This is a genomic window from Streptomyces sediminimaris (assembly GCF_047049295.1).
GTDB classification, from domain to species: domain Bacteria; phylum Actinomycetota; class Actinomycetes; order Streptomycetales; family Streptomycetaceae; genus Streptomyces; species Streptomyces sediminimaris.
This window is the reverse complement of the sequence record NZ_JBJWOT010000001.1, coordinates 3,129,162-3,153,833: the sequence shown is the minus strand read 5'-3', so window position 1 is coordinate 3,153,833 and position 24,672 is coordinate 3,129,162. Positions and strand designations below refer to the sequence as shown.

Genomic DNA, 24,672 nt, shown 5'->3' with positions numbered 1-24,672 from the left:
GTCACGCGGGCACGGACCCGGCCGCACCCTGCCGCGGCGCCCCGGAGGACTCGCGCACCATCAGCTCGCCCCGGACCGTCGCGACACCCCCCGGAGGGGCCTCCTCCCGTCCCATGGCGATCCGCCCGGCCCGGGCCCCGGCCTCGGCCAGCGGCAGGCGGATCGTCGTCAGCGCGGGCACCGCGTCGACGCTGAACGGCAGGTCGTCGAACCCGGCGACGGACACGTCCTGCGGGATGCGCAGCCCCGACTCCCGGAGCGCCGCGCAGGCCCCGAGCGCGACGGAGTCGTTGGCGGCGACCACGGCGGTCAGGGACGCCTCCCGGCGCAGCAGCTCCAGCGTCGCCTCGTACCCGGAGGTCCGGTCGTAGCGGCCGTGCACGGTCCAGCCCGGATCCTCGGAGATGCCCGCCGCGGCCAGCGCGGCGCGGTGCCCCTCCAGCCGGTGCCGCGTCGTCGTCCGCTCCTCCGGCCCCGCGATGTAGCCCAGCCGCCGGTGGCCCAGCCCGATCAGGTGCTCGGTCAGCCGCTGCCCGCCGCCGCGGTTGTCGAAGGCGAGCGCGATCGCCCCGGTGTCCTCCGCCTGCGGCCGCCCGCACAGCACCACGCGCGTCCCCGCCTCCGTCAGCTTCCGCAGCTTCGCGGCGACCGCCGCCGCGTGCGGCGCGTCCTCCATGGCGCCGCCGGTCAGCACGACCGCCGCCGCCCGCTGCCGCTGGAGCAGCGTGAGGTACGTCAGTTCGCGCTCCGGGGAACCGCCCGTGTTGCACACGACCGCCAGCCGCTCGCCGCCGGCGCGCCCGCCCGGCCCGCCGATCTCCGCCTGGATCGCGCTCGCCATGATCCCGAAGAACGGGTCGGCGATGTCGTTGACCAGGATCCCGACCAGATCGGAGGTGGCCGCGGCCAGCGAACTCGCGGGACCGTTCAGCACGTAGTCCAGCTCGTCGACCGCCTTCAGCACCCGCTCCCGGGTGGAGGCGGCCACCGGGTAGTTCCCGTTCAGCACGCGCGACACCGTCGCGGGGGAGACCTGCGCGCGGGCCGCCACGTCCGCCAGGGTCACCGTCATCTCGTCGTCCTCCGGTCACGCATCTCGTCGCACCTCGCCGTACGCCCTCGTAGACAGGCCGCGAGAGGCCCTCGGTTCCGAGCACGTCGAGCAGACCTTACGACCACAGGCCCCCACTGTTCGTCCCCTCGAACAACTCGAAGCGGTCACGGTCTTGTCCGGACCGGTGGTCAGAGGCTAGCTTCTCAGGGGAGATAGAAAGCGCTTGCTGGGACGCTCATCAGGAGAGCCATCGCGGCGCGCAGCACCCGGGTACGACGCTGAGTACGACGCCTGCGAAGGGAATGACGTGACACGCAAGACGGTGCGCATCGCCATGAACGGCGTGACCGGACGCATGGGCTACCGCCAGCACCTGGTCCGCTCCATCCTGGCCATCCGCGAACAGGGCGGCCTGGACCTCGGGGACGGCGAGGTGCTGTGGCCGGAACCGGTCCTCGTCGGCCGCCGCGAGCACGCCCTGCGCGCGCTCGCCGAGCGGCACGGACTGGAGCACTTCTCGACCGACCTGGACGCCGTCCTCGCCGACCCGTCCGTGGAGGTCTACTTCGACGCCCAGGTGACCTCGGCCCGCGAGGAGGCCATCGGCAGGGCGATCGCGGCGGGCAAGCACATCTACACCGAGAAGCCCACCGCCACCGGCCTGGACGGCGCCCTCGCACTCGCCCGGCTCGCGCACGCCGGGGGCGTCAAGCACGGCGTCGTCCAGGACAAGCTGTTCCTGCCGGGCCTGCGGAAGCTCAAGCGCCTCATCGACGGCGGCTTCTTCGGCCGGATCCTGTCCGTCCGCGGCGAGTTCGGCTACTGGGTCTTCGAGGGCGACTGGCAGTCCTCCCAGCGCCCCTCCTGGAACTACCGCGCCGAGGACGGCGGCGGCATCGTCGTCGACATGTTCCCGCACTGGGAGTACGTCCTGCACGAGCTGTTCGGCCGGGTGAAGTCCGTCCAGGCGCTCGCCACCACCCACATCCCGCAGCGCTGGGACGAGGACGCCAAGCCCTACGACGCCACGGCCGACGACGCCGCCTACGGCGTCTTCGAACTCGACGGCGGCGCCGTCGCCCAGATCAACTCCTCCTGGGCGGTGCGCGTCAACCGCGACGAACTCGTCGAGTTCCAGGTCGACGGCACCGAGGGCTCGGCCGTCGCGGGCCTGCGCAACTGCCGTGTCCAGCACCGCAGCACGACCCCCAAGCCGGTGTGGAACCCCGACATCCCGGCCGCGTACTCCTTCCGCGAGCAGTGGCAGGAGATCCCCGACAACGAGGAGTTCGACAACGGCTTCAAGGCCCAGTGGGAGCTGTTCCTCCGGCACGTGTACGCCGACGCCCCCTACCACTGGGACCTGCTCGCCGGCGCCCGCGGCGTGCAGCTCGCCGAACTCGGCCTGAGGTCCTCGGCGGAGGGCGTCCGCCTCGACGTACCGGAGATCTCGCTGTGACCATCCGACTCCCGGACCCCGCGGGCGGGTTGCGGACCTACGAACCCCGCCCCGAGCCGTTCGCCGTCAATCCCGGCGCCCCCTTCACCTCCCGTACGGTCTTCTCGGCGGCGCACGTCGTCGCCGACCCGTTCGCCGACACCACCCCCGACTCCCCGGCGGCCGTCGACTGGGACGCCACCCTCGCCTTCCGCCGCCACCTGTGGTCCCACGGGCTCGGCGTCGCCGAGGCCATGGACACCGCACAGCGCGGGATGGGGCTGGACTGGGCGGGCGCGGCCGAGCTGATCCGCCGCAGCGCCGCCGAGGCCAGGTCGGTCGGCGGCCGCATCGCCTGCGGCGTCGGCACCGACCAGATCACCGCCGGGTCCCTCGCCGAGGTCCGCGCGGCCTACGAGGAGCAGCTCTCCCTCGTGGAATCCTGCGGCGCCCGGGCGGTCCTGATGGCCTCCCGCGCGCTGGCGGCCGCCGCGTCCGGCCCCGAGGACTACCTGGAGGTCTACGGCCACCTGCTGCGCCAGGCCGCCGAGCCGGTGATCCTGCACTGGCTCGGCCCGATGTTCGACCCGGCGCTGGAGGGCTACTGGGGATCGAGCGACCTGAACGCGGCGACCGACACGTTCCTGGAGGCCATCGCGGCCCACCCCGACAAGGTGGAGGGCGTCAAGGTCTCCCTGCTGGACGCCGGGCGGGAGATCGGCATCCGCCGCCGGCTCCCGCAGGGCGTGCGCTGCTACACGGGCGACGACTTCCACTACCCCGAGCTGATCGCCGGCGACGAGCGGGGCTTCAGCCACGCCCTGCTCGGCATCTTCGACCCGCTGGGCCCGCTGGCGGCACAGGCGGTCCGCGTCCTGGACACCGGGAACGACGCCGGCTTCCGTGAACTGCTCGATCCCACGGTCGAGTTGTCGCGCCACCTGTTCCAGGCCCCCACCCGCTTCTACAAGACGGGCGTGGTCCTCCTGGCCTGGCTGGCCGGTCACCAGTCGCACTTCACCATGGTCGGCGGCCTGCAGTCGGCCCGCTCGCTGCCGCACCTCGCCCGCGCCTACGAACTCGCCGACGGCCTGGGCCTGTTCCCGGACCCGAAGCTGGCGGAGGAGCGGATGAAGACCCTGCTCGCCCTGTACGGAGTGGACCAGTGACCGACGACCTCTCCCGCTTCTCGATCAACCAGATGACGGTGAAGCAGCTGTCACTGCCCGAACTGGCCGACGCCTGCTGCGCGTTGGGCATCGGCAACGTCGGCCTGTGGCGCGAGCCGGTCCAGTCGTACGGCGTGGAGGCGACGGCGAAACTGCTCCGCGACGCGGGCGTGGGCGTCACCACCCTCTGCCGCGGCGGCTTCTTCACCGCGATCGACCCGGCCGAGCGGGTCGCGGCGCTGGCCGACAACCGGCGGGCGGTCGACGAGGCGGCCGCGCTCGGCACCGAGGTGCTGGTCCTGGTCTCCGGCGGCCTGCCCGCCGGCTCCAAGGACCTGCACGGCGCCCGGGAACGCATCGCCGACGCGCTCGGAGAGCTCGGCCCCTACGCCGAGCGGCACGGCGTCCGCCTGGCCATCGAACCGCTGCACCCGATGTACGCCGCCGACCGCTGCGTGGTCTCCACCCTCACCCAGGCCCTCGACCTCGCCGAGCGCTTCCCGGCCCGCCAGGTCGGCGTCACCGTCGACACGTACCACATCTGGTGGGACGACCAGGCGCCCGCACAGATCGCCCGCGCGGGCGCCGGCCGCCGTATCCACACCTTCCAGCTCGCCGACTGGACCACCCCGCTGCCCGCGGGCGTGCTCAACGGCCGCGGGCAGCTCGGCGACGGCTCGATCGACATGCGGGAGTGGAAGGGATACGTGGAGGCCGCCGGCTACACCGGCCCCATCGAGGTGGAACTGTTCAACGACGGCCTGTGGGCACGGGACGGACGCGAGGTGCTGACCGAGACGGCACGCAGCTTCGTGGACCACGTGATCAGTCCTTCCGGGGACTGATCAGTCCTGTGCCCGGCGCCTTGCCAATGCGGTTCGCCGGGCCTCGACGAGGGGGGTGATGTCGGCGACGGACTCCAGGGTCGTGTCGCCCATCGCTCCCCGTCCGCTCACCTGGATCCGGTGGTCGGCGACGGCCGTCTCCAGGTGCCAGACGCCGTCCCGGCGACGGAGCACGGCCGGGACGGTGTGGCCGCTGACCCGGGCCTCGACGTCCTGGGCGGGGGCGGTGGCGAGGTCCGCCGGGGTCTCGGGGCGCCCGTCCTGTCCGGGCAGTTCGCGCCAGGTGGTGACGCGGATGTGGTCCCGGCGGGTGTCCCACGGCCCGTAGACGAGCATGGCGGACTGCCAGACGCCGTCGACCTCGTGCCACTCGCCGAGCGCGCAGGGCGTCTGCCATGGTGTGCGCAGGCCGTACACGACCAGCCGGCCCTCTCCGAACGCCTGGAGAGCCCTGCGGTACAGGCCCTCGCGCAGTTCGCGTGCGCGATCGTCGGATCCGGTGTGCTGCATGGCCGCAAGTCTGACGGGCGCGCGGCGCGGAGGACAAGGCGCGGAGGGCAGCGGAGGACAGGGGCAGGACGGCGGCGAAAACAAAGTCGCGCGGACCGTGCAACCCTTTGGCCGCCCAGCGTGTCGTACTTGGCGTCAGGACTTCTGGAGGGGGATCTGGGGGGATCGCGGGGATTCTGACGTTGGAGGGGAAAAGCCGAGGGGGCCCTGTCTGCGGACCGGGCCCCCTCGAATTTCGCCCGCGCCGACCGCGGCCGGATCCGCGCTGACCGCGGCTAGAAGAACACCCCGCACCTCAGCAGCACATTCGCGTACGGCCGTGCCTCGCCGGTGCGCACCGCCAGCCGCGCCCCCGCCGACAGCTCCTTCAGCCGCTCGTGCGGGACCAGCTCCAGCTCGGGGAACTCGCCCTGCAGCAGGGCGGCGGCCCCGGGGTTGGCGTCCCGTACCTCCTGCGCCGCCGTGGCGCCCTCCACCACCAGCTCGGCCAGCAGCCCGTCCAGCACCTCCGCGAAGGACGGCACCCCGGCGCGGAAGGCGAGGTCGACCACTCTCGGGCCCCGCGGTATCGGCATGCCCGCATCACACACCAGGACGCCGTCGCCGTGGCCCAGTTCGGCCAGCGCGCCGGCCAGGTGACGGTTCAGGATTCCCGCCTTCTTCACAGCGCGTCGACCTCCTCGGCCGTCGGGAAGGACTCCTGCGCGCCCTGCCTGGTGACGGCGGCGGCGCCGACGCGGGCCGCGTAGCCGGCCGCCTGTGCCAGCGTCGCGCCCGTCCCGAGCCGGTAGGCCAGCGCCGCCGTGAACGCGTCGCCCGCTCCCGTGGTGTCCACCGCGTCGACCTCCACCGACGGCACCCGCGCGACGCCGCGCGCGTCGGCCGCCAGCGCTCCCCCGGCACCCAGGGTGACCACGACCGACCGCGGCCCCTTGGCCAGCAGCAGCCGGGCCCAGTCCTCCGGGCGGTCCGACACGCAGGCATCGCCCAGGACCACCTTCGCCTCGTGCTCGTTGACGATCAGCGGGTCGCAGGCCGCGAGCACCTCCGGCGGCAGGGGCCGCGGCGGGGAGGGGTTCAGCACGAAACGGCTGTCGGGCGAGAGGCCGCGGACGACCTCGACGACCGTCTCCGGCGGGATCTCCAGCTGCGTCGAGACCACGCGCGAGGCATGGAACAGGCACGCGGCGGCACGGACGTCGGTCGGCGTGAGCCTGCCGTTCGCGCCCGGCGACACCACGATGCTGTTGTCCCCCGAGGGGTCGACGGTGATCAGCGCGACGCCCGTCGGCGCCCCGCCCACCAGCACGCCCACCGTGTCGACGCCCGCCGCGCGCTGGGAGTCGAGCAGCAGCCTGCCGTAGGCGTCGTCGCCGACCCGGGCCAGCAGGGCCGTACGGGCCCCGAGCCGGGCGGCCGCGACCGCCTGGTTGGCGCCCTTGCCGCCCGGGTGGACGGCCAGGTCGGAGCCGAGCACGGTCTCGCCGGCATCCGGCCGGCGCTCGACTCCGATCACCAGGTCGGCGTTGGCCGACCCCACGACCAGCAGGTCGTAGTCGTACATCAGAAGGACTCCCCGTACATCGACACGACTCCCTGAGAGATCACCCGGGGCGGGCGGTTTCCCCCGGCCGCCCGCCCGTTCCCCGTCGTCAGCCGCTGAAGCCGGCCACGTTCTGCTTCGTGACGACCTTCACCGGCACCTTCACCGTCTCCTCGACCTTCTTGCCCTGCAGGGCCCTGAGCGCGTTGTCCACGGCGATCCTGCCCAGCTGTGAGGGCTGCTGTGCCACGGACGCGTACAGCGTGCCCCCTTCGACCGCCCTGAGCCCGTCCGGGGTGCCGTCGAATCCGACGACCTGGACCGACTTCCCGGCCTTGGAGCCGAGTGCCTTGATCGCGCCGAGGGCCATCTCGTCGTTGGCGGCGATGACGCCCTGGACGTCCGGATGGGCCTGGAGCAGGTTCGACATCACGTCGAGGCCCTTGGTGCGGTCGAAGTCGGCCGGCTGCTGGGCGACGACCTTCAGGCCCGGGTAGGCCTTGAGACCGGCCGCGAAGCCCGCCGCGCGCTCACGGGCCGCGGAGGTGCCCGCCTGGCCCTGCAGGATGACGATCCTGCCCCGGCCGCCCAGCTTCTCGGCGATCGTCCTCGCCGCCAGCTCGCCGCCCTTGACGTTGTCGGAGGCCACCAGGGCGTCCACGGCCGCCTTGTTGACGCCGCGGTCGACCGCGATGACCGGGATCCCCGCCTTGTCGGCGGCCTTCACGGAGTTGCCGGCCGCGTCCGAGTCCACCGGGTTGACGATGATCGCGCCGAGGCCGGAGCTGGTGAAGTTCTGCAGCTGGTTGGCCTGCCGGGAGGCGTCGTTCTGGGCGTCGGTCACGGTCAGGTCCACGCCCAGCTTCTCCGCCTCGGCCCGGGCGCCCGCCCGGATCTGCACGAAGAAGGGGTTGTTGAGGGTGGACAGCGACAGACCCATCCGCGGTGTGGCGGAGTTCGAGCCGCCGTGCAGGAAGGAGGTCGCGCCCACCAGCGCCACGGTGACGACCGCCGCGAGCGCGTAGGTCCCCGCCTGCCTGCCCTTGCCGCCGCCGCCCGCGCCCGCGGCCACCGGTGCCGCCCCGGCCCTGCGCCGTAGCGTGTCCAGCAGCACCGCCAGCGCGATGACGACGCCGATGACGACCTGCTGCCAGAAGGCGGAGACGTTGAGGAGGTTGAGGCCGTTGCGCAGCACCGCCAGGATCAGCGCGCCGATCAGCGTGCCGGACGCCTTTCCGGTGCCGCCCGCCAGGGAGGCGCCGCCGATGACGACCGCGGCGATCGCGTCCAGCTCGTAGCCGTCGGCGGCCTGCGGCTGCGCGGAGGACAGCCGGGCGGCGAGCACGATGCCCGCGACCGCGGCGAACAGCCCGGAGAAGGCGTAGATGGCGAGCTTCTGCCTCTTCACGCGCAGGCCGGAGAGGCGGGCCGCCTCCTCGTTGCCGCCGATCGCGTACATGGAACGGCCGATGTAGGTGCGGCTGAGCACGAAGGCCGCGATCAGCCCCATCACGATCATGACCAGCACCGGCACGGGCAGCCAGCCGCCGAGCGTGTCGCCGAGGTGGGAGACCGAGCCGGGGAAGGGGATCGGGGAGCCCTCGGAGATCACCAGCGACAGACCGCGGGCCACCGACAGCATGGCGAGCGTCGCGATGAACGGCGGCAGCTTGCCGTAGGCGATCAGGAAGCCGTTGACGAGACCGGCCGCGACGCCGGTGACCACGGACAGCACGACGGCCGGGACGACCGGTACGCCGTGCGAGGTGGCGCTCCAGGCGAGGACGGTGGCCGACAGGGCCGCCACCGAGCCGACCGACAGGTCGATGCCCGCCGAGACGATCACGAAGGTCACGCCGAAGGCGAGGACGGCGGTCACGGCCGCCTGCACACCCACGTTGAGCAGGTTGTCCGTCGTCAGGAAGTCCCCGGACAGCGCGGACAGGGCGATGAGCAGGACGATCAGCGCGGTGAGCGCGCCGTTGTCGAGCAGCAGGCGGCGCAGGCCGCTGGTGGCGCCGCCGGCGCCCGCTGTGCTCTTGAGCGTGTCAGTGGCCACGGCTGGCCTCCGTTCCGGTCGTGGGGTTGCTTACGGCGAGTGCCATCACGGCGTCCTGCGTGGCCTCACCGGCCGCGAGTTCGCCCGCGATCCGGCCCTGGGCCATCACCAGCACCCGGTCGCTCATGCCGAGCACCTCGGGCAGATCGCTGGAGATCATGAGCACGGCCGCACCCTGGGCGGTGAGGTCGTTGACGAGCTGGTAGATCTCGACCTTGGCGCCGACGTCGATGCCGCGCGTCGGCTCGTCGAGGATCAGCACCTTGGTCTCGGCGAGGAGCCATTTACCGATGACGACCTTCTGCTGGTTGCCGCCGGACAGCGTTCGCACGTGCTGGCCGAGCCCGGCCATCCGCACCCCGAGCTGCTTCGCGATCCGCTCGGCCGCCCCGCGCTGGGCGGCGCGGTCGACGAGCCCCGCGCGCGTGGCGGCCCGCAGGGTGACGAGCCCGAGGTTCTCCTCGACGGACGCGTCCAGCACCAGTCCCTGGCCCTTGCGGTCCTCGGGCACCAGCCCGATGCCGGCCGCCATCGCGGCGTTGACGTCGCCGCGCCGCACCGCGGCCCCGGAGACCTTCACCGCCCCCCTGTCGTAGGGGTCGGCGCCGAACACGGCCCGGACGACCTCCGTACGGCCCGCCCCGACGAGCCCCGCGATGCCGACCACCTCGCCGGCGTGCACCTCGAAGCTGACGTCGTGGAAGACGCCGTCGCGGGTCAGGCCCTCGACGGTGAGCAGCGCGGCGCCCTTCTCGGGCTGCTCACGCGGGTACTGCTGCTCGATCGAGCGCCCGACCATGAGGCGTACGAGTTCGTCCTCGGGGGTGGCGGCGGGCACCTGCCCGACGGACCTGCCGTCCCGGAGGACCGTGACCCGGTCGCCCAGGGCGGCGATCTCGTCCAGGTGGTGGGTGATGAAGACGACGCCCACGCCGTCCTCGCACAGCGTGCGCACGATCGCGAAGAGTCGGTCGACCTCCTCGGAGGTGAGCACGGCGGTCGGCTCGTCCATGATCAGCACGCGCGCGTCCAGGCTGAGCGCCTTCGCGATCTCGACCATCTGCAGCCGCGCGATGCCCAGTTCGCGCACCCGAGCGCGGGGCGAGACGTTCACGCCGACCCGCTTGAGCAGGACCTCGGCATCGGCCTCCATCGTCTTGCGGTCGATCATCCCGAAGCGGCGCGGCTGCCGCCCCAGGAAGATGTTCTCGGCGACCGTGAGATCGGGGACGAGGTTGAACTCCTGGTAGATGGTGGCGATGCCCAGCCGCTCGGCGTCCTGCGCCCCGCGGATGTTCACCTCCTCGCCGTCCACCAGGACACGGCCCTCGTCGGGGTGGTAGGCGCCGGACAGCATCTTGATCAGCGTGCTCTTGCCCGCGCCGTTCTCGCCGAGGAGCACGTGCACCTCGCCGCGGCGCAGGTCGAAGTCGACGCCGTCGAGCGCGACCACTCCGGGGAAGCTCTTGCGTATGCCCTCGATGCGCAGCAACTCGTCCGCGTCGCTCACGACTGGCTCCTGTTCCATGCGGGGTTCTCGGCGGGATCGTCGGCGGGCTTCTCGGCGGGGACCTCGCCGCAGGAGCGGCGTACGACGAGGCGGGCGGGGAGGGTGACGGACCGCGGGGTCCGCCCCTCGATGCGGTCGACCAGGGCCCGTACGGCGGCCCGGCCCAGTTCGCCCGTGGGCTGGGCGACGGCGGTGATCGGCGGATCGGTGTGCACGAACCAGGGGATGTCGTCGAAGGCGGCCAGCGCCATGTCGTGCGGCACCCGCAGCCCGCGCGCGCGGATCGCGTCCAGCGCGCCGAGCGCCATCAGGTTGTCGGCGGCGAAGACGGCCTCGGGCGGCTGTGGCAGGTCGAGGAAGCCCTCGGTGACCCGCCGCCCGCTCTCGGCCTGGAAGTCGCCCTGCCCGATGTAGGCGTCGGGCAGGGCGAGGCCGTGGGCGCCGAGCGCCTCCCGGAAGGCGTCGACCCGCTCCCGTCCGGTCGTGGTGGCGGCCGGGCCCGCGATGATCGCGAGCCGCCGGTGGCCGAGCCGGTGCAGATGCGCGACGAGGTCCCGCACGGCGGCCCGCCCGTCCGAGCGCACCACCGGTACGTCGACGCCGGGGATCCACCGGTCGACGAAGACCATCGGCGTCCCCGCGCGCGCGGCGTCCAGCATGAGCGGGGAACCGCCGTCGGTGGGGGAGACGAGCAGACCGTCGATCCGCCGGTCGAGCAGCGTCCGTACGTGATGGTCCTGCAGTTCGGGCCGCTCGTCGGCGTTGCCGATGATGACGCTGTAGCCGAGTGCGCGGGCCTCCTCCTCGACGGAGCGGGCCAGTTCGGTGAAGTAGGGGTTCATCACGTCGCTGATGACCAGGCCGAGGGTGTGGGTCTGGTCGGTGCGCAGCGAACGGGCGACGGCGTTCGGGCGGTAGTCCAGCGCCTCGACGGCGGCCAGCACGCGCGTGCGTGCCGTCGCGCTCACCGACGGGTGGCCGTTGAGGACCCGCGAGACCGTCGCGACGGACACGCCCGCCTCGGCGGCGACGTCCTTGATGCTCGCCATCGACGCCCCACCTCCTTGTGGAATCGTTTACAACGACGCGTCACGGAGGATTGGAATCGATTACACAGCCATGGTGCAAGCCCCTGATACCGGATCGTGATGAACGTGCCGGGGGGCGGCGGGCCATCTCGTCACGGGGGAGGTGGCGCCGGCGTCCACGCCTCCGGTCAGCGGGTCGGACGGGCCGGGTGGGGCAGGCGCCCGCGGCGCGACCGACCGGTCCACGGCCTCACGGACGATGCCGGGTGGGCGGCCGCGCGACATCGCACCTCAGGTTGCTCACTCCTCGCCGAACAACTCCGCCGCGTTCGTGGCGCGTACGGCGCGCTGGGCCCACTCCTCCAGCTGCGTCAGGTCCGTGCAGGCCATCACGCGCTCACGGACGGGGTCGGGCACCGGGATGCCGCGCCACTCCAGGATGCGCAGGGTCATCTCCTGGCGGTCCTGAATCCGGCCTTGCTCCAGGCCTTGCTCCAGGCCTTGCTCCCTGCCTTCTGCGCGTACCTGTTCCGCGAGGGGGTGTCGCCAGAAGTACTGGATCGCCGTCATCAGGTCCCTCCACATCTGCTTCGCCTGGGGGTCGGCCAGGCAGGAGTCGACGAACTGCACGAAGACAGCGGCGCTGTCCGCGTCGATGGTCCGCAGGGCGGCGGCCAAGGATTCCAGTATGGCCGGAGCCTGCGGTCCACGGCCGTGTGTCATGGCCGAGAGCACCGCAAGGGGTACGTCCTTCTCGGCCTGCCGCTCGTTCGCGATCACGGGCACGTTGTCCGGGCCGAGCACCAGGGGCCGCACCGTCAGCGAGTGCCAGTCCCGGAAGCCGAAACGGATCGGCCGGGACGCCCACTTCGCCGTCCTGCTGCTCTGGGTGATGACGATGAGCACCGGTTCGCAGCGGTACTTCTCGTACAAGTAGGAGAGGTAGTACGGCCAACTGCCCCGCTTGCGCTCGTCCACGTTCCCCTGCGACTCCACCACCAGCAGATACGTACCCTCGTCCGTCTCCGCCCGCAACAGGGTGTCCACGCGGCGCTCGACCGGTTCGATCTCGGTGACGTCCACGTTCAGTGCGGCGATCTCCCGCGGTTCGGGGAAGGGCACGTGCAGCACCTTCTGTAACGCCTTCGTCAGCAGCGCCGGATCCTTCTGGAAGATCCGGTGCAACGCCTCATGCGACGAGCCGACCATCAGCTCTCCTTTCCATCGCGCTGATCAACGAGCTACGCCGCCGCAAGTGTGAGGTGGGCCGCCGGGCGAGGTGGCAGCGGAGCTGCCCCTTTTCCCAGCGACCTCCTCCCGAACCCGTCGTGCGACGTTAATCGCAACGGGCTCTCCAGTGACTGCCGTGAGCTGCGGTTTCGCGTCCAACATGGATGCCGTCGTGGCAGGTTGAGCAGACCACGAGTGTCTTGCGTCGTTTCCTGGCCATGAGGGCTGCCCAGTTGGGTTGTTCCTGCCCGAGCCGGTCGAGGTCTGCGAGCTTGCGGATCTGGTGGACCTGGATTTTCTCGGTCTGTCCGCAGAGTTCGCAGAAGCCTGCCAGCAGCCGCCTGGTCAACTCGCGCCGACGAGGGGGACTGTGGGCAGGGTCGCGGTCCTTCAGGACTGCGGACTTCTGCCGTTTGAGTGGAATGCCACCGAACTGTGCGATCAGCGGTTTCCTGCTCGGGGCACGGGTGATGCCGGCCTGGAGACACTTGCGAGGCCCGGCCGGGGTGTCGATGGTGACCTTGTACTTGCGGGCCATCTTCGACATGGTCGAGCGATGCTTGTTCGCCAGGGAGCACAGCAGCGAGGACTGCATGACCCAGTGCAACCGGTTCAGTCGGAAGACGTCACCGGCGAGCAGGTAGTACTGAACGATTCCGCGGTACCTGGCGCCGTAGATGCTGACGATGGTGTAGTCGTCGTAGTTGAGCATCGAGGTCTGCCGCGCGGGTTTTCCGCGTTTCAGGTACGGGGCGCATTTTGCCTTGATCACGTCCTTCGGGACGCGCAGTTCAACGGTGCCGTTGACCGACCGACGCTTGCGCCTGCGGCCTGATCTCCGTTCTGCCCTGCTGTCGTTCTTGTGGATCGTGATCTCGTATCCGAGGAATCTCGCCCTGCCGGTTCCGGCGTGGGTGATCAGCGTTTTCTCCTGTGAAAGTTCCAGCTTGAGATCGTCTCGCAGGAACTGAGTCAGGCGCTGTTTGATTTCCTCGGCTTCAGCCTTCGGTCCGGTGAACCCGATTAGGGTGTCGTCGGCGTATCTCACATAGCGTAGGCGGCGGTATCCCGGGTCGGACATATCCTGGCTCGGGAGGCTGTGCTGCCGCTTGCGCAGGGCGCGCACTTCGGCGCGGTCTCCGCGCCTGCGTGCCCGCTGGATAGCCGCTTCGACCTCGCGGTACTCAAGGTTCCTCGCCCTGAGCTTTCCACGGGTGCATTCCGGCATGAGGATTGTTTCGACGAAGGTGTCCAGCTTGTGCAGGTAGATATTGGACAGGATGGGTGAGAGAACCCCACCTTGCGGTGTGCCACTGAGTGTGGCATTCCATTTCCAGTCCTCTAGGTATCCGGCTCGGAGCATGTTCTGCACGAGCCGCAGGAACCGGTTGTCGTGGATTCTTTCACCCAGGGTGTCGAGCATCACCTGATGGTCAAGCGAGTCGAAGCACTGGGAGATGTCCCCCTCGATGAACCAGGTTGTCCCTGTCCACACCACTGCCACTTCGCGTAGTGCCGAGTGGCAGCCTCGGTCGGGACGGAAGCCGTGGGACCGGTCGGAGAACTGCGGCTCGTAGTACGCCTCCAGCAGGAGGCGCATGACCTCGCCGACCAGTTTGTCCGTCCACGACGGCAGGCCCAGCGGTCTCCTCTTCCCGTTCTTTTTCGGGATGTAGGTCCGCTGCACCGGCTCGAATCGAAAACGCTCGTGACGTAGCGCATCAATGATGCGTTCGATCTTGTCCAGTGACATGCCGTCTGCGGTTTCCCCTGAGACCCCGGGCGTCATCGCCCCCTGGTTGGAGTAGATGCGTCCGTGGGCCATCAGATACAACTGCGGGTTGAACATTTGCCGATACAGCTCATTGCATGGCAGGTTCCGCCTGCCGCGTTCACGGAGGATCTCAAGCACCGCTTCGGCGTTCTGCATTTCGCATACCTCCCGGTCTTGTTGATCCCACATCACCTGTGCCCCTTCGCCCTGTTTCCGGTTTTCCCGGACCCCTTGGCAGGTCGTTACTCCTGCGACTACTACGGGCACTCCGTCACCATGGGGCTCGCGCCCTTTAGGTGATCCCCTGTTTCGTCTGAATGTACGTTCTAGCGCGATTTAGGCGCCCCATTCATCTCCTTGAATTCCCTCACTGGGAATCGCCCCGTCCCCTGGAGTTGCGCGGGCCGTGCAACGTAGCCCGTGCAGAGAACGGCGCCGGCATCAGGTATCTTTCCGGCGGACCTGTCTTTTAGTCGACTGGAGATTGGGGTTCAGGCAATCCAGCTTTCGCCATGTCGCGCGGGTCTCGCGGCGCACCGTCCCTAATACCTGGACCCGGTCACCGCTTTCCTGACATGCTACGGTCCCCTCCGCCTTTCGACTTCAGGTAAGTCATTGGACCCAGGGATATCCTCCAAATCCCTCCCGGCTCAGCCGGGGATACATTCAGACGCCTCCAGGGCGCACTCGCACCACACGTATTTGCCCCGGTTGCCGTGTCTCGACAGCGGGTGCCAGCCCCACAGGTCGGAGCAGGCCCGTACCAGCACCAGTCCCCGTCCTTCCTCCGCCTCGCCGAGCCGCTCCAACGGGACGGGCGGCTCCGGCGGTTCGGGGGCCGCGTCCCACGCCCCGATCCGCAGCGTGCCGGGCGGCGCCCAGCGGACCCGCAGGGCAGCCGGCCCCTTCGTGTGCCGTACGGCGTTGGTGACCAGCTCGGTGGCGAGGAGTTCGGCGACGTCGACCAGGCCGATCAGTCCGTGCGCGGTGAGGATCAGCCGGAGGGTGCGGCGACTGACGGTGACGGCGCGGAGGTCGTTGGGGATGGAGAGGCAGTACTCCCAAGGTTCGGTATTGCTTTCGGGCATGCGTCAACTCCGGTTAGGTGGCGAGGGGTTTGCGGTGGCATCGCCGCGACCGTCAGGGCGGGACCGGGCAGGCAGGACAGAGCGGTGCACTTCCGCAGCGTGTGCGTTGCGTCACTGACGGTAGGGGTTTCATGTAATCCAAGGCAAGCCGATCGCGTAATCTGACCCCGAACGAGCCTCAGTTCCGGACGTGTTGAACCAAGGAGCAGTCGATGGTCCTCAGGCGTGAACCAACCGCACGCCAGATGCGCCTGGGAGTCGAACTGCGCAGGCTTCGCGAAGCCGCAGCGCTCACCGCCGTCGAGGCGGCGGCCCTGCTCGGGGTGAACCGGGTCCAGATCAGTCAGATCGAGTCCGGGCTCGTGGGTGTGAGTGAGCAACGGGTGCGGCGCATGGCGTCCCATTACGCCTGTGCGGAACAGGAGTTCGTCGACGCCCTGGCGGCGATGGCCGTCGATCGCACACGCGGTTGGTGGGAGGAGTACCGGGGGCAACTGCCCACATCGTTCCTGGACCTCTCCGAGCTGAACCACCATGCGTCGTTTCGGCGCGACGTGGCGATCCTGTACGTGCCTGGCCTGCTCCAGACAGAGGAGTACGCCCGAGCGGTCTTCTCCGGCAGGGTCCCAGAACTCACCCACGAGGAACTCGAGTTGCGTGTTCGCCATCGTATGGCGGGTCAGGAGATCAACATCCCGTACGAGCTGGTGATCCACGAGTCGGCCCTACGGATCAGAGTCGGCGACCGCCCGGCCTCACGCGCCCAACTCGGCAAGCTCCTGGAGCTCTCGGAGGCGGAGAATGTCACCGTGCGGGTCATCCCCTTCGACCTGGACGGCTTCTCCCGAGCCGCCAGCACGATGACGTACGTGGGTGGTCCCGTGCCCAAGCTGGACACGGTGGTCCGTGATGTGCCCCACGGCTCGGCCTTGATCGACTCCGCTTCACAGCTCGGCGCCTTTCGAACGCGCTTCCGTAAGGTGGAAGCCGTATCGCTCGCCCCCGAGCGGTCGCGCGACTTCATCAACCGGCTGGCGAAAGAGCTGTGAGGCACCCCATGGACATCTGGCGGAAGTCGTCCTACTCGGGCCCGGACGACGGCAACGAGTGCGTAGAGATAGCCACCGCCCCAACCCGCATAGCCGTCCGCGACTCGAAGACCCCCACCCGAGCCACCCTCACCTTCCCCGCCCCCACCTTCACCACCTTCCTCGAAGCCCTGAAATCCGCCCGTCTCCGCTGAGCGTCAGTCCTCACCGGTACGGTCGGACCATGTCCAATCAGGCGGTGGTCGAGGGGGTCCTCGAACGGATCACGTACGCCAACGAGGAGAACGGCTACACCGTCGCACGCGTCGACACCGGCAGAGGCGCGGGCGATCTCCTCACGGTCGTCGGCGCGCTGCTCGGTGCGCAGGTCGGTGAGTCCCTGCGGATGGAGGGGCGCTGGGGGTCCCACCCGCAGTACGGCAAGCAGTTCACCGTGGAGAACTACACGACCGTGCTGCCCGCCACCGTCCAGGGCATCCGCCGCTACCTCGGCTCCGGGCTGGTCAAGGGCATCGGACCGGTCTTCGCCGACCGCATCACCCGGCACTTCGGCCTGGACACGCTGCAGATCATCGAGGAGGAGCCGAAGCGGCTGATCGAGGTGCCCGGCCTCGGTCCCAAGCGGACGAAGAAGATCGCCGACGCCTGGGAGGAGCAGAAGGCGATCAAGGAGGTCATGCTCTTCCTCCAGACGGTCGAGGTGTCCACCTCCATCGCCGTGCGCATCTACAAGAAGTACGGCGACGCCTCGATCTCCGTGGTGAAGAACCAGCCGTACCGCCTCGCGGCCGACGTGTGGGGCATCGGCTTCCTGACCGCCGACAAGATCGCCCAGTCCGTCGGCATCCCGCACGACAGCCCGGAGCGCGTGAAGGCGGGCCTGCAGTACGCACTGTCGCAGGCCACCGACCAGGGCAACTGCTACCTCCCCGAGGAGCGGCTGATCGCCGACGCGGTGAAACTGCTCCAGGTCGACACCGGCCTGGTCATCGAGTGCCTCGGCGAGCTCGCGAGGGAGCCCGAGGAGGGCGAGGACCCCGGAGTCGTACGGGAGAAGGTGCCCGGCCCGGACGGCGGCGACCCGGTGACGGCCGTCTACCTCGTCCCCTTCCACCGCGCCGAACTCTCCCTCTCCGCCCAGTTGCTGCGTCTCCTGCGCACCGGCGAGGACCTGATGCCGGGCTTCCGCGACGTGGCCTGGGACAAGGCGCTGAGCTGGCTGAGGGGCCGGACGGGCGCGGACCTCGCCCCGGAGCAGGAGGCCGCCGTCAAGCTCGCGCTGACCCAGAAGGTCGCCGTGCTGACCGGCGGTCCCGGCTGCGGCAAGTCCTTCACCGTCCGCTCGGTCGTGGAGCTGGCCCGCGCCAAGAAGGCGCGGGTCGTCCTCGCGGCCCCCACCGGCCGCGCCGCCAAGCGCCTCGCCGAGCTCACCGGCGCCGAGGCGTCCACCGTCCACCGCCTGCTGGAGCTCAAGCCCGGCGGTGACGCGGCGTACGACAAGGACCGCCCCCTCCCGGCCGACCTGGTGGTCGTCGACGAGGCCTCCATGCTGGACCTGCTGCTCGCCAACAAGCTGGTCAAGGCGGTGGCGCCGGGCGCCCACCTGCTCTTCGTCGGGGACGTCGACCAGCTGCCCAGCGTCGGCGCCGGCGAGGTCCTGCGCGACCTGCTCGCCGACGGCAGCCCGATTCCCTCCGTGCGCCTCACCCGCGTCTTCCGCCAGGCCCAGCAGTCCGGTGTGGTGACGAACGCGCACCGCATCAACTCCGGCCACCACCCGGTCACCGACGGCATGAAGGACTTCTTCCTCTTCGTCGAGGACGACACCGAGGAGGCCGGGCGGCTCACCGTGGACGTGGCCGCCCGCCGTGTCCCCGCCAGATTCGGCCTCGACCCGCGCCGGGACGTCCAGGTGCTCGCCCCCATGCACCGCGGCCCGGCCGGCGCCGGCACGCTCAACGGCCTGCTCCAGCAGGCGATCACCCCTGGCCGGCCCGACCTTCCCGAGAAGCGGTTCGGCGGCCGTGTCTTCCGCGTCGGCGACAAGGTCACCCAGATTCGCAACAATTACGAGAAGGGCACCAACGGTGTCTTCAACGGCACCGTCGGCGTGGTCACCGCGCTCGACCCGGTCGACCAGCGCCTGACGGTGCTGACCGACGAGGACGAGGAGGTTCCGTACGAATTCGACGAACTGGACGAACTGGCTCACGCGTACGCGGTGACCATTCACCGCTCGCAGGGCAGTGAATATCCGGCGGTGGTGATCCCGGTCACCACGAGCGCCTGGATGATGCTCCAGCGCAACCTGCTCTACACGGCGGTCACCCGGGCCAAGAAGCTGGTCGTCCTCGTCGGCTCGCGCAAGGCGATCGGTCAGGCGGTGCGCACGGTGTCCGCGGGACGGCGCTGTACGGCACTCGACTTCCGGCTCGCTCCCAGGCCCCTGTGAGAGCGCTTGCGGCCCCGGTGGCGCCTCCACGGGACAGCCGTCGCGAGAAATGATCGATCAAATGAGTCACGAAGGTCACAGAGCACTTCCGGATGGGGAATCAAGGGGGCAGGATGGGCAAGTTGGCGGCACTCAGTGCCGCCGATAGGCCCGATGGTCGACCCCGAGTGCACTCTCCTGAGCCAATTGGGGGATGGTAGAGACAGTCAGGGCAACCTCGAAGATGAGGCACTACGTCGGTGAGGGAAGACGTGAGCGACAACTCTGTAGTACTGCGGTACGGCGACGGTGAGTACACCTACCCGGTGATCGACAGCACCGTCGGCGACAAGGGCTTCGACATCGGGAAGCTCCGCGCCCAGACCGGTCTGGTGACGCTGGACAGCGGTTACGGCAACACCGCCGCCTATAAATCCGCGATCACCTACCTCGACGGCGAGGCGGGCATTCTCCGGTACCGCGGCTACCCGATCGAGCAGCTGGCGGAGCGCTCCACCTTCCTGGAGGTCGCCTACCTGCTGATCAACGGCGAGCTGCCGACGGTCGACGAGCTCACCTCGTTCAAGAACGAGATCACGCAGCACACCCTGCTGCACGAGGACGTCAAGAACTTCTACAAGGGCTTCCCGCGCGACGCCCACCCGATGGCCATGCTGTCCTCGGTGGTCTCGGCGCTGTCCACGTTCTACCAGGACAGCCACAACCCCTTCGACGAGCGGCAGCGCAACCTCTCCACCATCCGCCTGCTCGCCAAGCTACCGACGATCGCGGCGTACGCGTACAAGAAGTCGATCGGCCACCCGTTCGTCTACCCGCGCAACGACCTCGGCTACGTCGAGAACTTCCTGCGCATGACCTTCTCGGTCCCGGCCCAGGACTACGACCTCGACCCGGTCGTGGTCTCCGCCCTCGACAAGCTCCTCATCCTGCACGCCGACCACGAGCAGAACTGCTCCACGTCGACGGTGCGCCTGGTGGGCTCGTCGCAGGCCAACATGTTCGCGTCGATCTCGGCCGGCATCAACGCCCTGTGGGGCCCGCTGCACGGCGGTGCCAACCAGTCGGTGCTGGAGATGCTCGAGGGCATCCAGGCCGGCGGCGGCGACGTCGACTCCTTCATCCGCAAGGTGAAGAACAAGGAGGACGGCGTCCGGCTGATGGGCTTCGGCCACCGGGTCTACAAGAACTTCGACCCGCGCGCGAAGATCATCAAGGCGGCGGCGCACGACGTCCTCTCCGCTCTCGGCAAGTCCGACGAGCTGCTGGACATCGCGCTGAAGCTGGAGGAGCACGCGCTCTCCGACGACTACTTCGTCTCGCGCAGCCTCTACCCGAACGTCGACTTCTACACCGGCCTGATCTACCGCGCCATGGGCTTCCCGACCGAGATGTTCACGGTCCTGTTCGCCCTCGGCCGGCTGCCCGGCTGGATCGCCCAGTGGCACGAGATGATCAAGGAGCCCGGCTCCCGCATCGGCCGTCCCCGCCAGATCTACACGGGCGTCGTCGAGCGCGACTTCGTACCGGTGGAGGAGCGCTGACCCCTGCCGGTGGTTCAGCCGCGCTCTTCGTGACCCTGTGTTCAGAGCCCTTCCGTCTGTGCGGCGGGAGGGCTTTGCGCCGGTCGGGGCGCGGCGGAAGGTCCTCGGCGCTTCTCGATCGGGGCGATCGGGGCGATCGGCGCGATCGGCGCGGTGGGGGTGATCGGGGCGGTCGGGACGATCGCGGGCTCGCTGTATGAGGCCGGTCGCGGGCTCGCCGTATCAGGGGCGCGCGGGGGCCCGCCATGAGCGGTCGCGCGGTTCCCCGCGCCCCGGCGGTGCTGCGGCGAGCCGGCTTCGGGAGCGCGCGGACGCAGAAGGCGCCCCGGCGCCGGTCCCCCCACGGGCCGACGTCCAGGGCGCCTTCCCATGTCCCGGTGCGGATTCCCCCCACGGGATCCGGCCGGGCGTCTGCGAGGACAGCGCCTGAATCGCTGTTCTGTGCGGTCTGCCGGGACAGCGCACGCACGGGAGGGCCGCTCAAAGCTCCCCGGTGTACGTGCCCCGGCAACGCACCTCTGAGGAAGTCCCCCAAGACATCCCCAGATGCCAGGAAACGCCCCCCAAGACGCTGCCTGACATCGTCAACTTAGACCTTCGTACCCCTTCAATGGTTACGTTCACATCACTGTGATCTGCGTCTCTTGCATATGTCCGTTAGATGAGCAAGAGCCCCGATACGGCGATCGGGGCTCAAGCGTAAGGAAGATGCGCGAGCCTTGTGAAGAGCTTATGTGAGCCTGGCCCCGGACTCCAGAGGTGCTCTTGCTCCGAGTTCGCCTAACCGCCGGTAACTTTCCGGCGGTTCAGCTGAACGTCCGCAGCCGCAGGCTGTTCGTCACCACGAACACCGAGGAGAAGGCCATCGCGGCTCCCGCGATCATCGGGTTCAGCAGTCCGGCCGCGGCCAGCGGCAGCGCCGCGACGTTGTAGCCGAAGGCCCACAGGAGATTGCCCCTGATCGTGGCCAGCGTCCTGCGTGACAGCCGGATCGCGTCCGCGGCCACCCGCAGATCCCCGCGCACCAGCGTCAGGTCGCCGGCCTCGATCGCCGCGTCCGTACCGGTGCCCATCGCCAGACCCAGATCGGCGGTGGCCAGCGCGGCCGCGTCGTTGACCCCGTCGCCGACCATCGCGACGCACCGGCCCTCGGCCTGCAGCCGCCGTACGGCCTCGACCTTCTCCTCGGGCAGGACCTCCGCGATCACCTGCTCGATCCCGACCGAGTGCGCCACCGCCTCGGCCACCGCCCGGTTGTCCCCGGTCAGCAGCACGGGCGTGAGGCCCAGGGCGCGCAGTTCGCGCACCGCCTCGGCGCTGGTCTCCTTGACCGCGTCGGCGACGGTGACGACACCGCGTGCCACCCCGTCCCAGCCGACCACCACGGCCGTACGTCCGTCGCGCTCGGCCGCGGCCTTGGCGCTGGCCAGCTCCGGCGGCAGTTCCGCGGCGTACTCGGCGAGCCGCCCCACGGACACCTCACGGCCCTCCACGCGACCGCGTACGCCCCGGCCGGGCACGTTCTCGAACTCCGCGACCTCGGGAAGCTGTCCGGCCGTCCCCGAGCCGTCGGCCGGGGTGGCCCCGGTCGCGCTCCGCTCGGCGGCACCCAGGGCGATCGCCCGGGCGACGGGGTGCTCGGAGGCGTGCTCGACGGCGCCCGCGAGCCGCAGCACCTCCGCCTCCTCGGCGCCGTCGGCGACGTACACCTCCTGGAGGGTCATCCGGCCGGTGGTGACCGTGCCGGTCTTGTCGAGCACGACGGTGTCGACGCGGCGCGTGGACTCCAGGACCTCGGGGCCCTTGATGAGGATGCCGAGCTGGGCGCCGCGTCCCGTGCCCACCAGCAGCGCCGTGGGTGTGGCCAGGCCCAGTGCGCACGGGCAGGCGATGATCAGTACGGCGACGGCGGCGGTGAACGCGCCGACCGTGTCGCCGGTGACGCCGAGCCAGGTGCCGAACGTCGCGACGGCGATGAGCATGACGACCGGGACGAAGACCGCCGAGATCCGGTCGGCGAGCCGCTGCACCTCGGCCTTGCCGTTCTGCGCGTCCTCCACCAGCTTCGCCATCCGCGCCAGCTGTGTGTCGGCGCCCACGCGCGTGGCTTCGACGACGAGCCGGCCCCCGGCGTTGACCGTGGCCCCGGTGACGGTGTCACCCACGGTCACGTCCACCGGCACCGACTCGCCGGTCAGCATCGAGGCGTCCACGGCGGAGCTGCCCTCGACGACGGTGCCGTCGGTGGCGATCTTCTCCCCGGGCCGTGCGACGAAACGGTCCCCGACGGCCAGCTGGGAGACGGGGATGCGGGTCTCGCGGCCGTCGCGCAGTACGGCCACGTCCTTGGCGCCCAGCTCCAGCAGCGCGCGCAGCGCCGCCCCCGCCCGTCGCTTGGAGCGGGCCTCCAGATAGCGGCCGAGCAGGATGAAGGAGACCACCCCGGCGGCGACCTCGAGATAGATCGTGGAGGCGCCGTCCGCGCGGGAGACGGTGAAACTGAACTCGTCCCGCATGCCGGGCACGCCCGCGTCACCGAAGAACAGCGCCCACAGCGACCAGCCGAACGCCGCCAGCGTGCCGACGGAGACCAGGGTGTCCATGGTGGCCGCGCCGTGCCGGGCGTTCGTCCAGGCCGCCCGGTGGAAGGGCAGCCCGCCCCAGACGACGACCGGCGACGCGAGGGTGAGCGCCAGCCACTGCCAGTTGTCGAACTGCAGGGCGGGCACCATCGACAGCAGCACCACGGGGAGCGCGAGCAGGACGGAGATGGTGAACCGCTGCCGGTAGGAGGCGAGTTCGGGGTCTTCTTCGGGAGCCTCCTGCGCGGCGGGCTCCTCCTGGGGCGGGGCCGGCTCCTCTGCCGTGTACCCCGTCTTGACGACGGTGGCGATCAGGTCGGCGACCTGCGTGTCCGCGGGGAAGGTGATCCGCGCCTTCTCCGTGGCGTAGTTCACCGTGGCCGTGACGCCGTCCATGCGGTTGAGCTTCTTCTCGACGCGTGCCGCGCAGGAGGCGCAGGTCATCCCGCCGATGAGCAGCTCGACCTCGGAGGCGTCCGCGGCCGCGGGTATCGGTGTCGGTGCCGGTGTCTTGGTCGTGGTGCTGGTCATCTGGGATACCCGGATCGTGGTCAGATCTGGCCGACGAGCTCGTAGCCGGCCTCGTCGACCGCGGCACGTACGGCGGCCTCGTCGAGCGGGGCCGCGGAGACGACGGTGACCTCGCCGGACGAGGCGACGGCCGTCACGGAGGTGACACCGGGAAGTTCGGAGATCTCGCCGGAGACGGCGCCTTCGCAGTGTCCGCAGGTCATTCCGGTCACCTTGTAGACGGTGGTGACGGTACCCGGGGTGCCGGTCTGGGAGCTCATGTCGTTCTCCTCGTCGAGGCGTGTGCGATCTTGCGGTACGTACGGGGTCCATGGGGGCCCCACCACTCTCAGAGTATACCCCTAGGGGGTACTTTTCCATCGAGGCGCCCGCGCGTCGGGAGGCGGCTCGCCGGTCGGGCGGTCGCGGTCGTGGCGGTGCCCGCGGTGGCGTCCGGGGGTGCCCGCCGTGGCGTCCGGTGGTGCCCGCCGTGGTGTCAGGCAGGGTCCTCGGCGGTGTCAGGTGGCGTCCGTGATGGTGTCCGTGGTGCCGAGCCGGTCGCCGACCAGGGGGCCGAGGTAGCCGATCAGGACCTTCTTGATCTCCTCGATGTACGCGTCACGCTCGGCGCCCTCATGGGCGAGGATCAGCTCCAGGCCCGCCTTGTACATCCCGAGGCAGACGTGCGCGGTGCGCGTGACGTCGGCCGGCCGGGCGTCCGGCAGCAGCGAGAAGAGCAGGTCCTCGACCCGGGAGACCAGCGTCGCGTGCAGGGCGTCGTGTTCCTCGGCGATCCGGCCCGGGATGTCGGGTCCGTGCATCAGCGCGAAGAACACCGGGTGGTCGCAGTTGAAGGCGATGAACCGGTCGACGGCCGCTCCGACCGCCTCCTCCAGCGGGGTCGCCGGGTCGACCGGGGCGAGGGCCTCGCCGTACGCCTCCCGCATCTCGTGCATCAGCCGGTCGCCCAGCTCGATCGCGATCGCTTCCTTGTTCGGGAAGAACTGGTAGAGCGTGCCGGGTGAGACGCCCGCCTCGCGGGCGATCGCGTTGGTGCTGGCGGCCGTATAGCCCGTGGTGCAGAAGACCGAGGCCGCGGCGTCGAGGAGCTGGGCGATACGGCGCTCACCCCGGGCCTGGCGGCGGCGGGGCTGCCCCTTCTGCGGGCCGTCCTTCTGCGGGCCGTCCTTCTGCGCGCGGTCCTTCTGCGGGCTGTCCTTCAGTGCGTTGTCCTTCTGTGCGTTGTCGGGCACGCGTTATCCCCAGATCTCCGAACGCCGTTGACAAACG

Annotated in this window: 20 protein-coding genes; 7 read left to right on the top strand and 13 right to left on the bottom strand. The window is 70.1% G+C overall.

All coding sequences use genetic code 11. The annotated features are described in order from the left end of the window. Position 1: 1 nt before the first annotated feature. On the bottom strand, positions 2-1,072 hold the full coding sequence (locus ACJ9NR_RS14590) for a LacI family DNA-binding transcriptional regulator (RefSeq protein ID WP_412487990.1): 1,071 nt from the start codon (positions 1,070-1,072) through the stop codon (positions 2-4). Positions 1,073-1,361: 289 nt separating this feature from the next. Here ACJ9NR_RS14590 and ACJ9NR_RS14585 point away from each other — a divergent pair, with 289 nt between their 5' ends. From ACJ9NR_RS14585 to ACJ9NR_RS14575, 3 genes are read left to right on the top strand one after another with little or no spacing between them, the layout of a single operon-like run. After that, positions 1,362-2,513 carry a Gfo/Idh/MocA family protein gene (locus ACJ9NR_RS14585; protein ID WP_412487989.1) on the top strand — a complete coding sequence of 384 codons (1,152 nt, stop codon included), beginning with the start codon at positions 1,362-1,364 and terminating at the stop codon, positions 2,511-2,513. Beyond that, on the top strand, positions 2,510-3,661 hold the full coding sequence (locus tag ACJ9NR_RS14580) for a dihydrodipicolinate synthase family protein (protein ID WP_412487988.1): 1,152 nt from the start codon (positions 2,510-2,512) through the stop codon (positions 3,659-3,661). Before ACJ9NR_RS14585 ends, ACJ9NR_RS14580 begins: the two co-directional genes overlap by 4 nt. 32 nt (positions 3,662-3,693) lie before the next feature. Further along, complete coding sequence (locus ACJ9NR_RS14575; protein WP_412488831.1) at positions 3,694-4,506, top strand: sugar phosphate isomerase/epimerase family protein; 813 nt, start codon at positions 3,694-3,696, stop codon at positions 4,504-4,506. On the opposite strand, the gene ACJ9NR_RS14570 is transcribed toward ACJ9NR_RS14575, so the two are convergent. From ACJ9NR_RS14570 to ACJ9NR_RS14530, 9 genes are all read right to left on the bottom strand, one after another. Next, positions 4,507-5,016, bottom strand: coding sequence for a hypothetical protein (locus tag ACJ9NR_RS14570; protein WP_412487987.1), 510 nt, complete (start codon positions 5,014-5,016; stop codon positions 4,507-4,509). 275 nt (positions 5,017-5,291) lie between these two features. Continuing rightward, complete coding sequence (gene rbsD / locus ACJ9NR_RS14565) at positions 5,292-5,681, bottom strand: D-ribose pyranase (protein ID WP_412487986.1); 390 nt, start codon at positions 5,679-5,681, stop codon at positions 5,292-5,294. Then, positions 5,678-6,580 carry a ribokinase gene (locus tag ACJ9NR_RS14560; RefSeq protein WP_412487985.1) on the bottom strand — a complete coding sequence of 301 codons (903 nt, stop codon included), beginning with the start codon at positions 6,578-6,580 and terminating at the stop codon, positions 5,678-5,680. The genes rbsD and ACJ9NR_RS14560 overlap by 4 nt, the downstream gene beginning before the upstream one ends. 88 nt (positions 6,581-6,668) lie before the next feature. After that, entirely contained in the window at positions 6,669-8,618 is a 1,950-nt protein-coding gene (locus ACJ9NR_RS14555) for an ABC transporter permease/substrate-binding protein (RefSeq protein ID WP_412487984.1), read from the bottom strand. After that, positions 8,608-10,128 carry a sugar ABC transporter ATP-binding protein gene (locus tag ACJ9NR_RS14550; RefSeq protein ID WP_412487983.1) on the bottom strand — a complete coding sequence of 507 codons (1,521 nt, stop codon included), beginning with the start codon at positions 10,126-10,128 and terminating at the stop codon, positions 8,608-8,610. The genes ACJ9NR_RS14555 and ACJ9NR_RS14550 overlap by 11 nt, the downstream gene beginning before the upstream one ends. Beyond that, complete coding sequence (locus ACJ9NR_RS14545) at positions 10,125-11,177, bottom strand: LacI family DNA-binding transcriptional regulator (protein ID WP_412487982.1); 1,053 nt, start codon at positions 11,175-11,177, stop codon at positions 10,125-10,127. Before ACJ9NR_RS14545 ends, ACJ9NR_RS14550 begins: the two co-directional genes overlap by 4 nt. 279 nt (positions 11,178-11,456) lie before the next feature. After that, entirely contained in the window at positions 11,457-12,365 is a 909-nt protein-coding gene (locus ACJ9NR_RS14540; protein ID WP_412487981.1) for an RpnC/YadD family protein, read from the bottom strand. 127 nt (positions 12,366-12,492) lie between these two features. Continuing rightward, entirely contained in the window at positions 12,493-14,316 is a 1,824-nt protein-coding gene (locus ACJ9NR_RS14535) for a reverse transcriptase domain-containing protein (RefSeq protein WP_412487980.1), read from the bottom strand. 494 nt (positions 14,317-14,810) lie between these two features. After that, positions 14,811-15,248, bottom strand: a complete 438-nt coding sequence (locus tag ACJ9NR_RS14530; protein ID WP_412487979.1) for an ATP-binding protein — start codon at positions 15,246-15,248, stop codon at positions 14,811-14,813. Positions 15,249-15,460: 212 nt separating this feature from the next. On the opposite strand from ACJ9NR_RS14530, the gene ACJ9NR_RS14525 reads away from it, so the two are divergent. The 4 genes from ACJ9NR_RS14525 to ACJ9NR_RS14510 all read left to right on the top strand — a co-directional run bounded on the left by ACJ9NR_RS14525 (position 15,461) and on the right by ACJ9NR_RS14510 (position 20,290). Beyond that, positions 15,461-16,297: a DUF5753 domain-containing protein gene (locus tag ACJ9NR_RS14525; RefSeq protein WP_412487978.1), complete on the top strand. Its 837-nt coding sequence runs from the start codon at positions 15,461-15,463 to the stop codon at positions 16,295-16,297. Between the two features lie 8 nt (positions 16,298-16,305). Further along, positions 16,306-16,491 carry a DUF397 domain-containing protein gene (locus tag ACJ9NR_RS14520; RefSeq protein WP_412487977.1) on the top strand — a complete coding sequence of 62 codons (186 nt, stop codon included), beginning with the start codon at positions 16,306-16,308 and terminating at the stop codon, positions 16,489-16,491. 29 nt (positions 16,492-16,520) lie between these two features. Further along, the gene (gene recD2 / locus ACJ9NR_RS14515) at positions 16,521-18,749 is read left to right on the top strand and encodes an SF1B family DNA helicase RecD2 (RefSeq protein WP_412487976.1); all 2,229 of its coding nucleotides are present in this window, start codon (positions 16,521-16,523) and stop codon (positions 18,747-18,749) included. Between the two features lie 251 nt (positions 18,750-19,000). Next, the gene (locus tag ACJ9NR_RS14510; RefSeq protein WP_412487975.1) at positions 19,001-20,290 is read left to right on the top strand and encodes a citrate synthase; all 1,290 of its coding nucleotides are present in this window, start codon (positions 19,001-19,003) and stop codon (positions 20,288-20,290) included. 806 nt (positions 20,291-21,096) lie between these two features. Here the strand turns inward: ACJ9NR_RS14510 and ACJ9NR_RS14505 are convergent. The 3 genes from ACJ9NR_RS14505 to ACJ9NR_RS14495 form a co-directional block, all read right to left on the bottom strand. Next, positions 21,097-23,403, bottom strand: coding sequence for a heavy metal translocating P-type ATPase (locus tag ACJ9NR_RS14505; protein WP_412487974.1), 2,307 nt, complete (start codon positions 23,401-23,403; stop codon positions 21,097-21,099). 20 nt (positions 23,404-23,423) lie between these two features. Beyond that, complete coding sequence (locus ACJ9NR_RS14500) at positions 23,424-23,663, bottom strand: heavy-metal-associated domain-containing protein (RefSeq protein WP_412487973.1); 240 nt, start codon at positions 23,661-23,663, stop codon at positions 23,424-23,426. 237 nt (positions 23,664-23,900) lie between these two features. Next, a complete protein-coding gene (locus ACJ9NR_RS14495) occupies positions 23,901-24,605 on the bottom strand; it encodes a TetR/AcrR family transcriptional regulator (RefSeq protein WP_412488830.1) in 705 nt (234 codons plus the stop codon). Positions 24,606-24,672 lie beyond the last annotated feature (67 nt).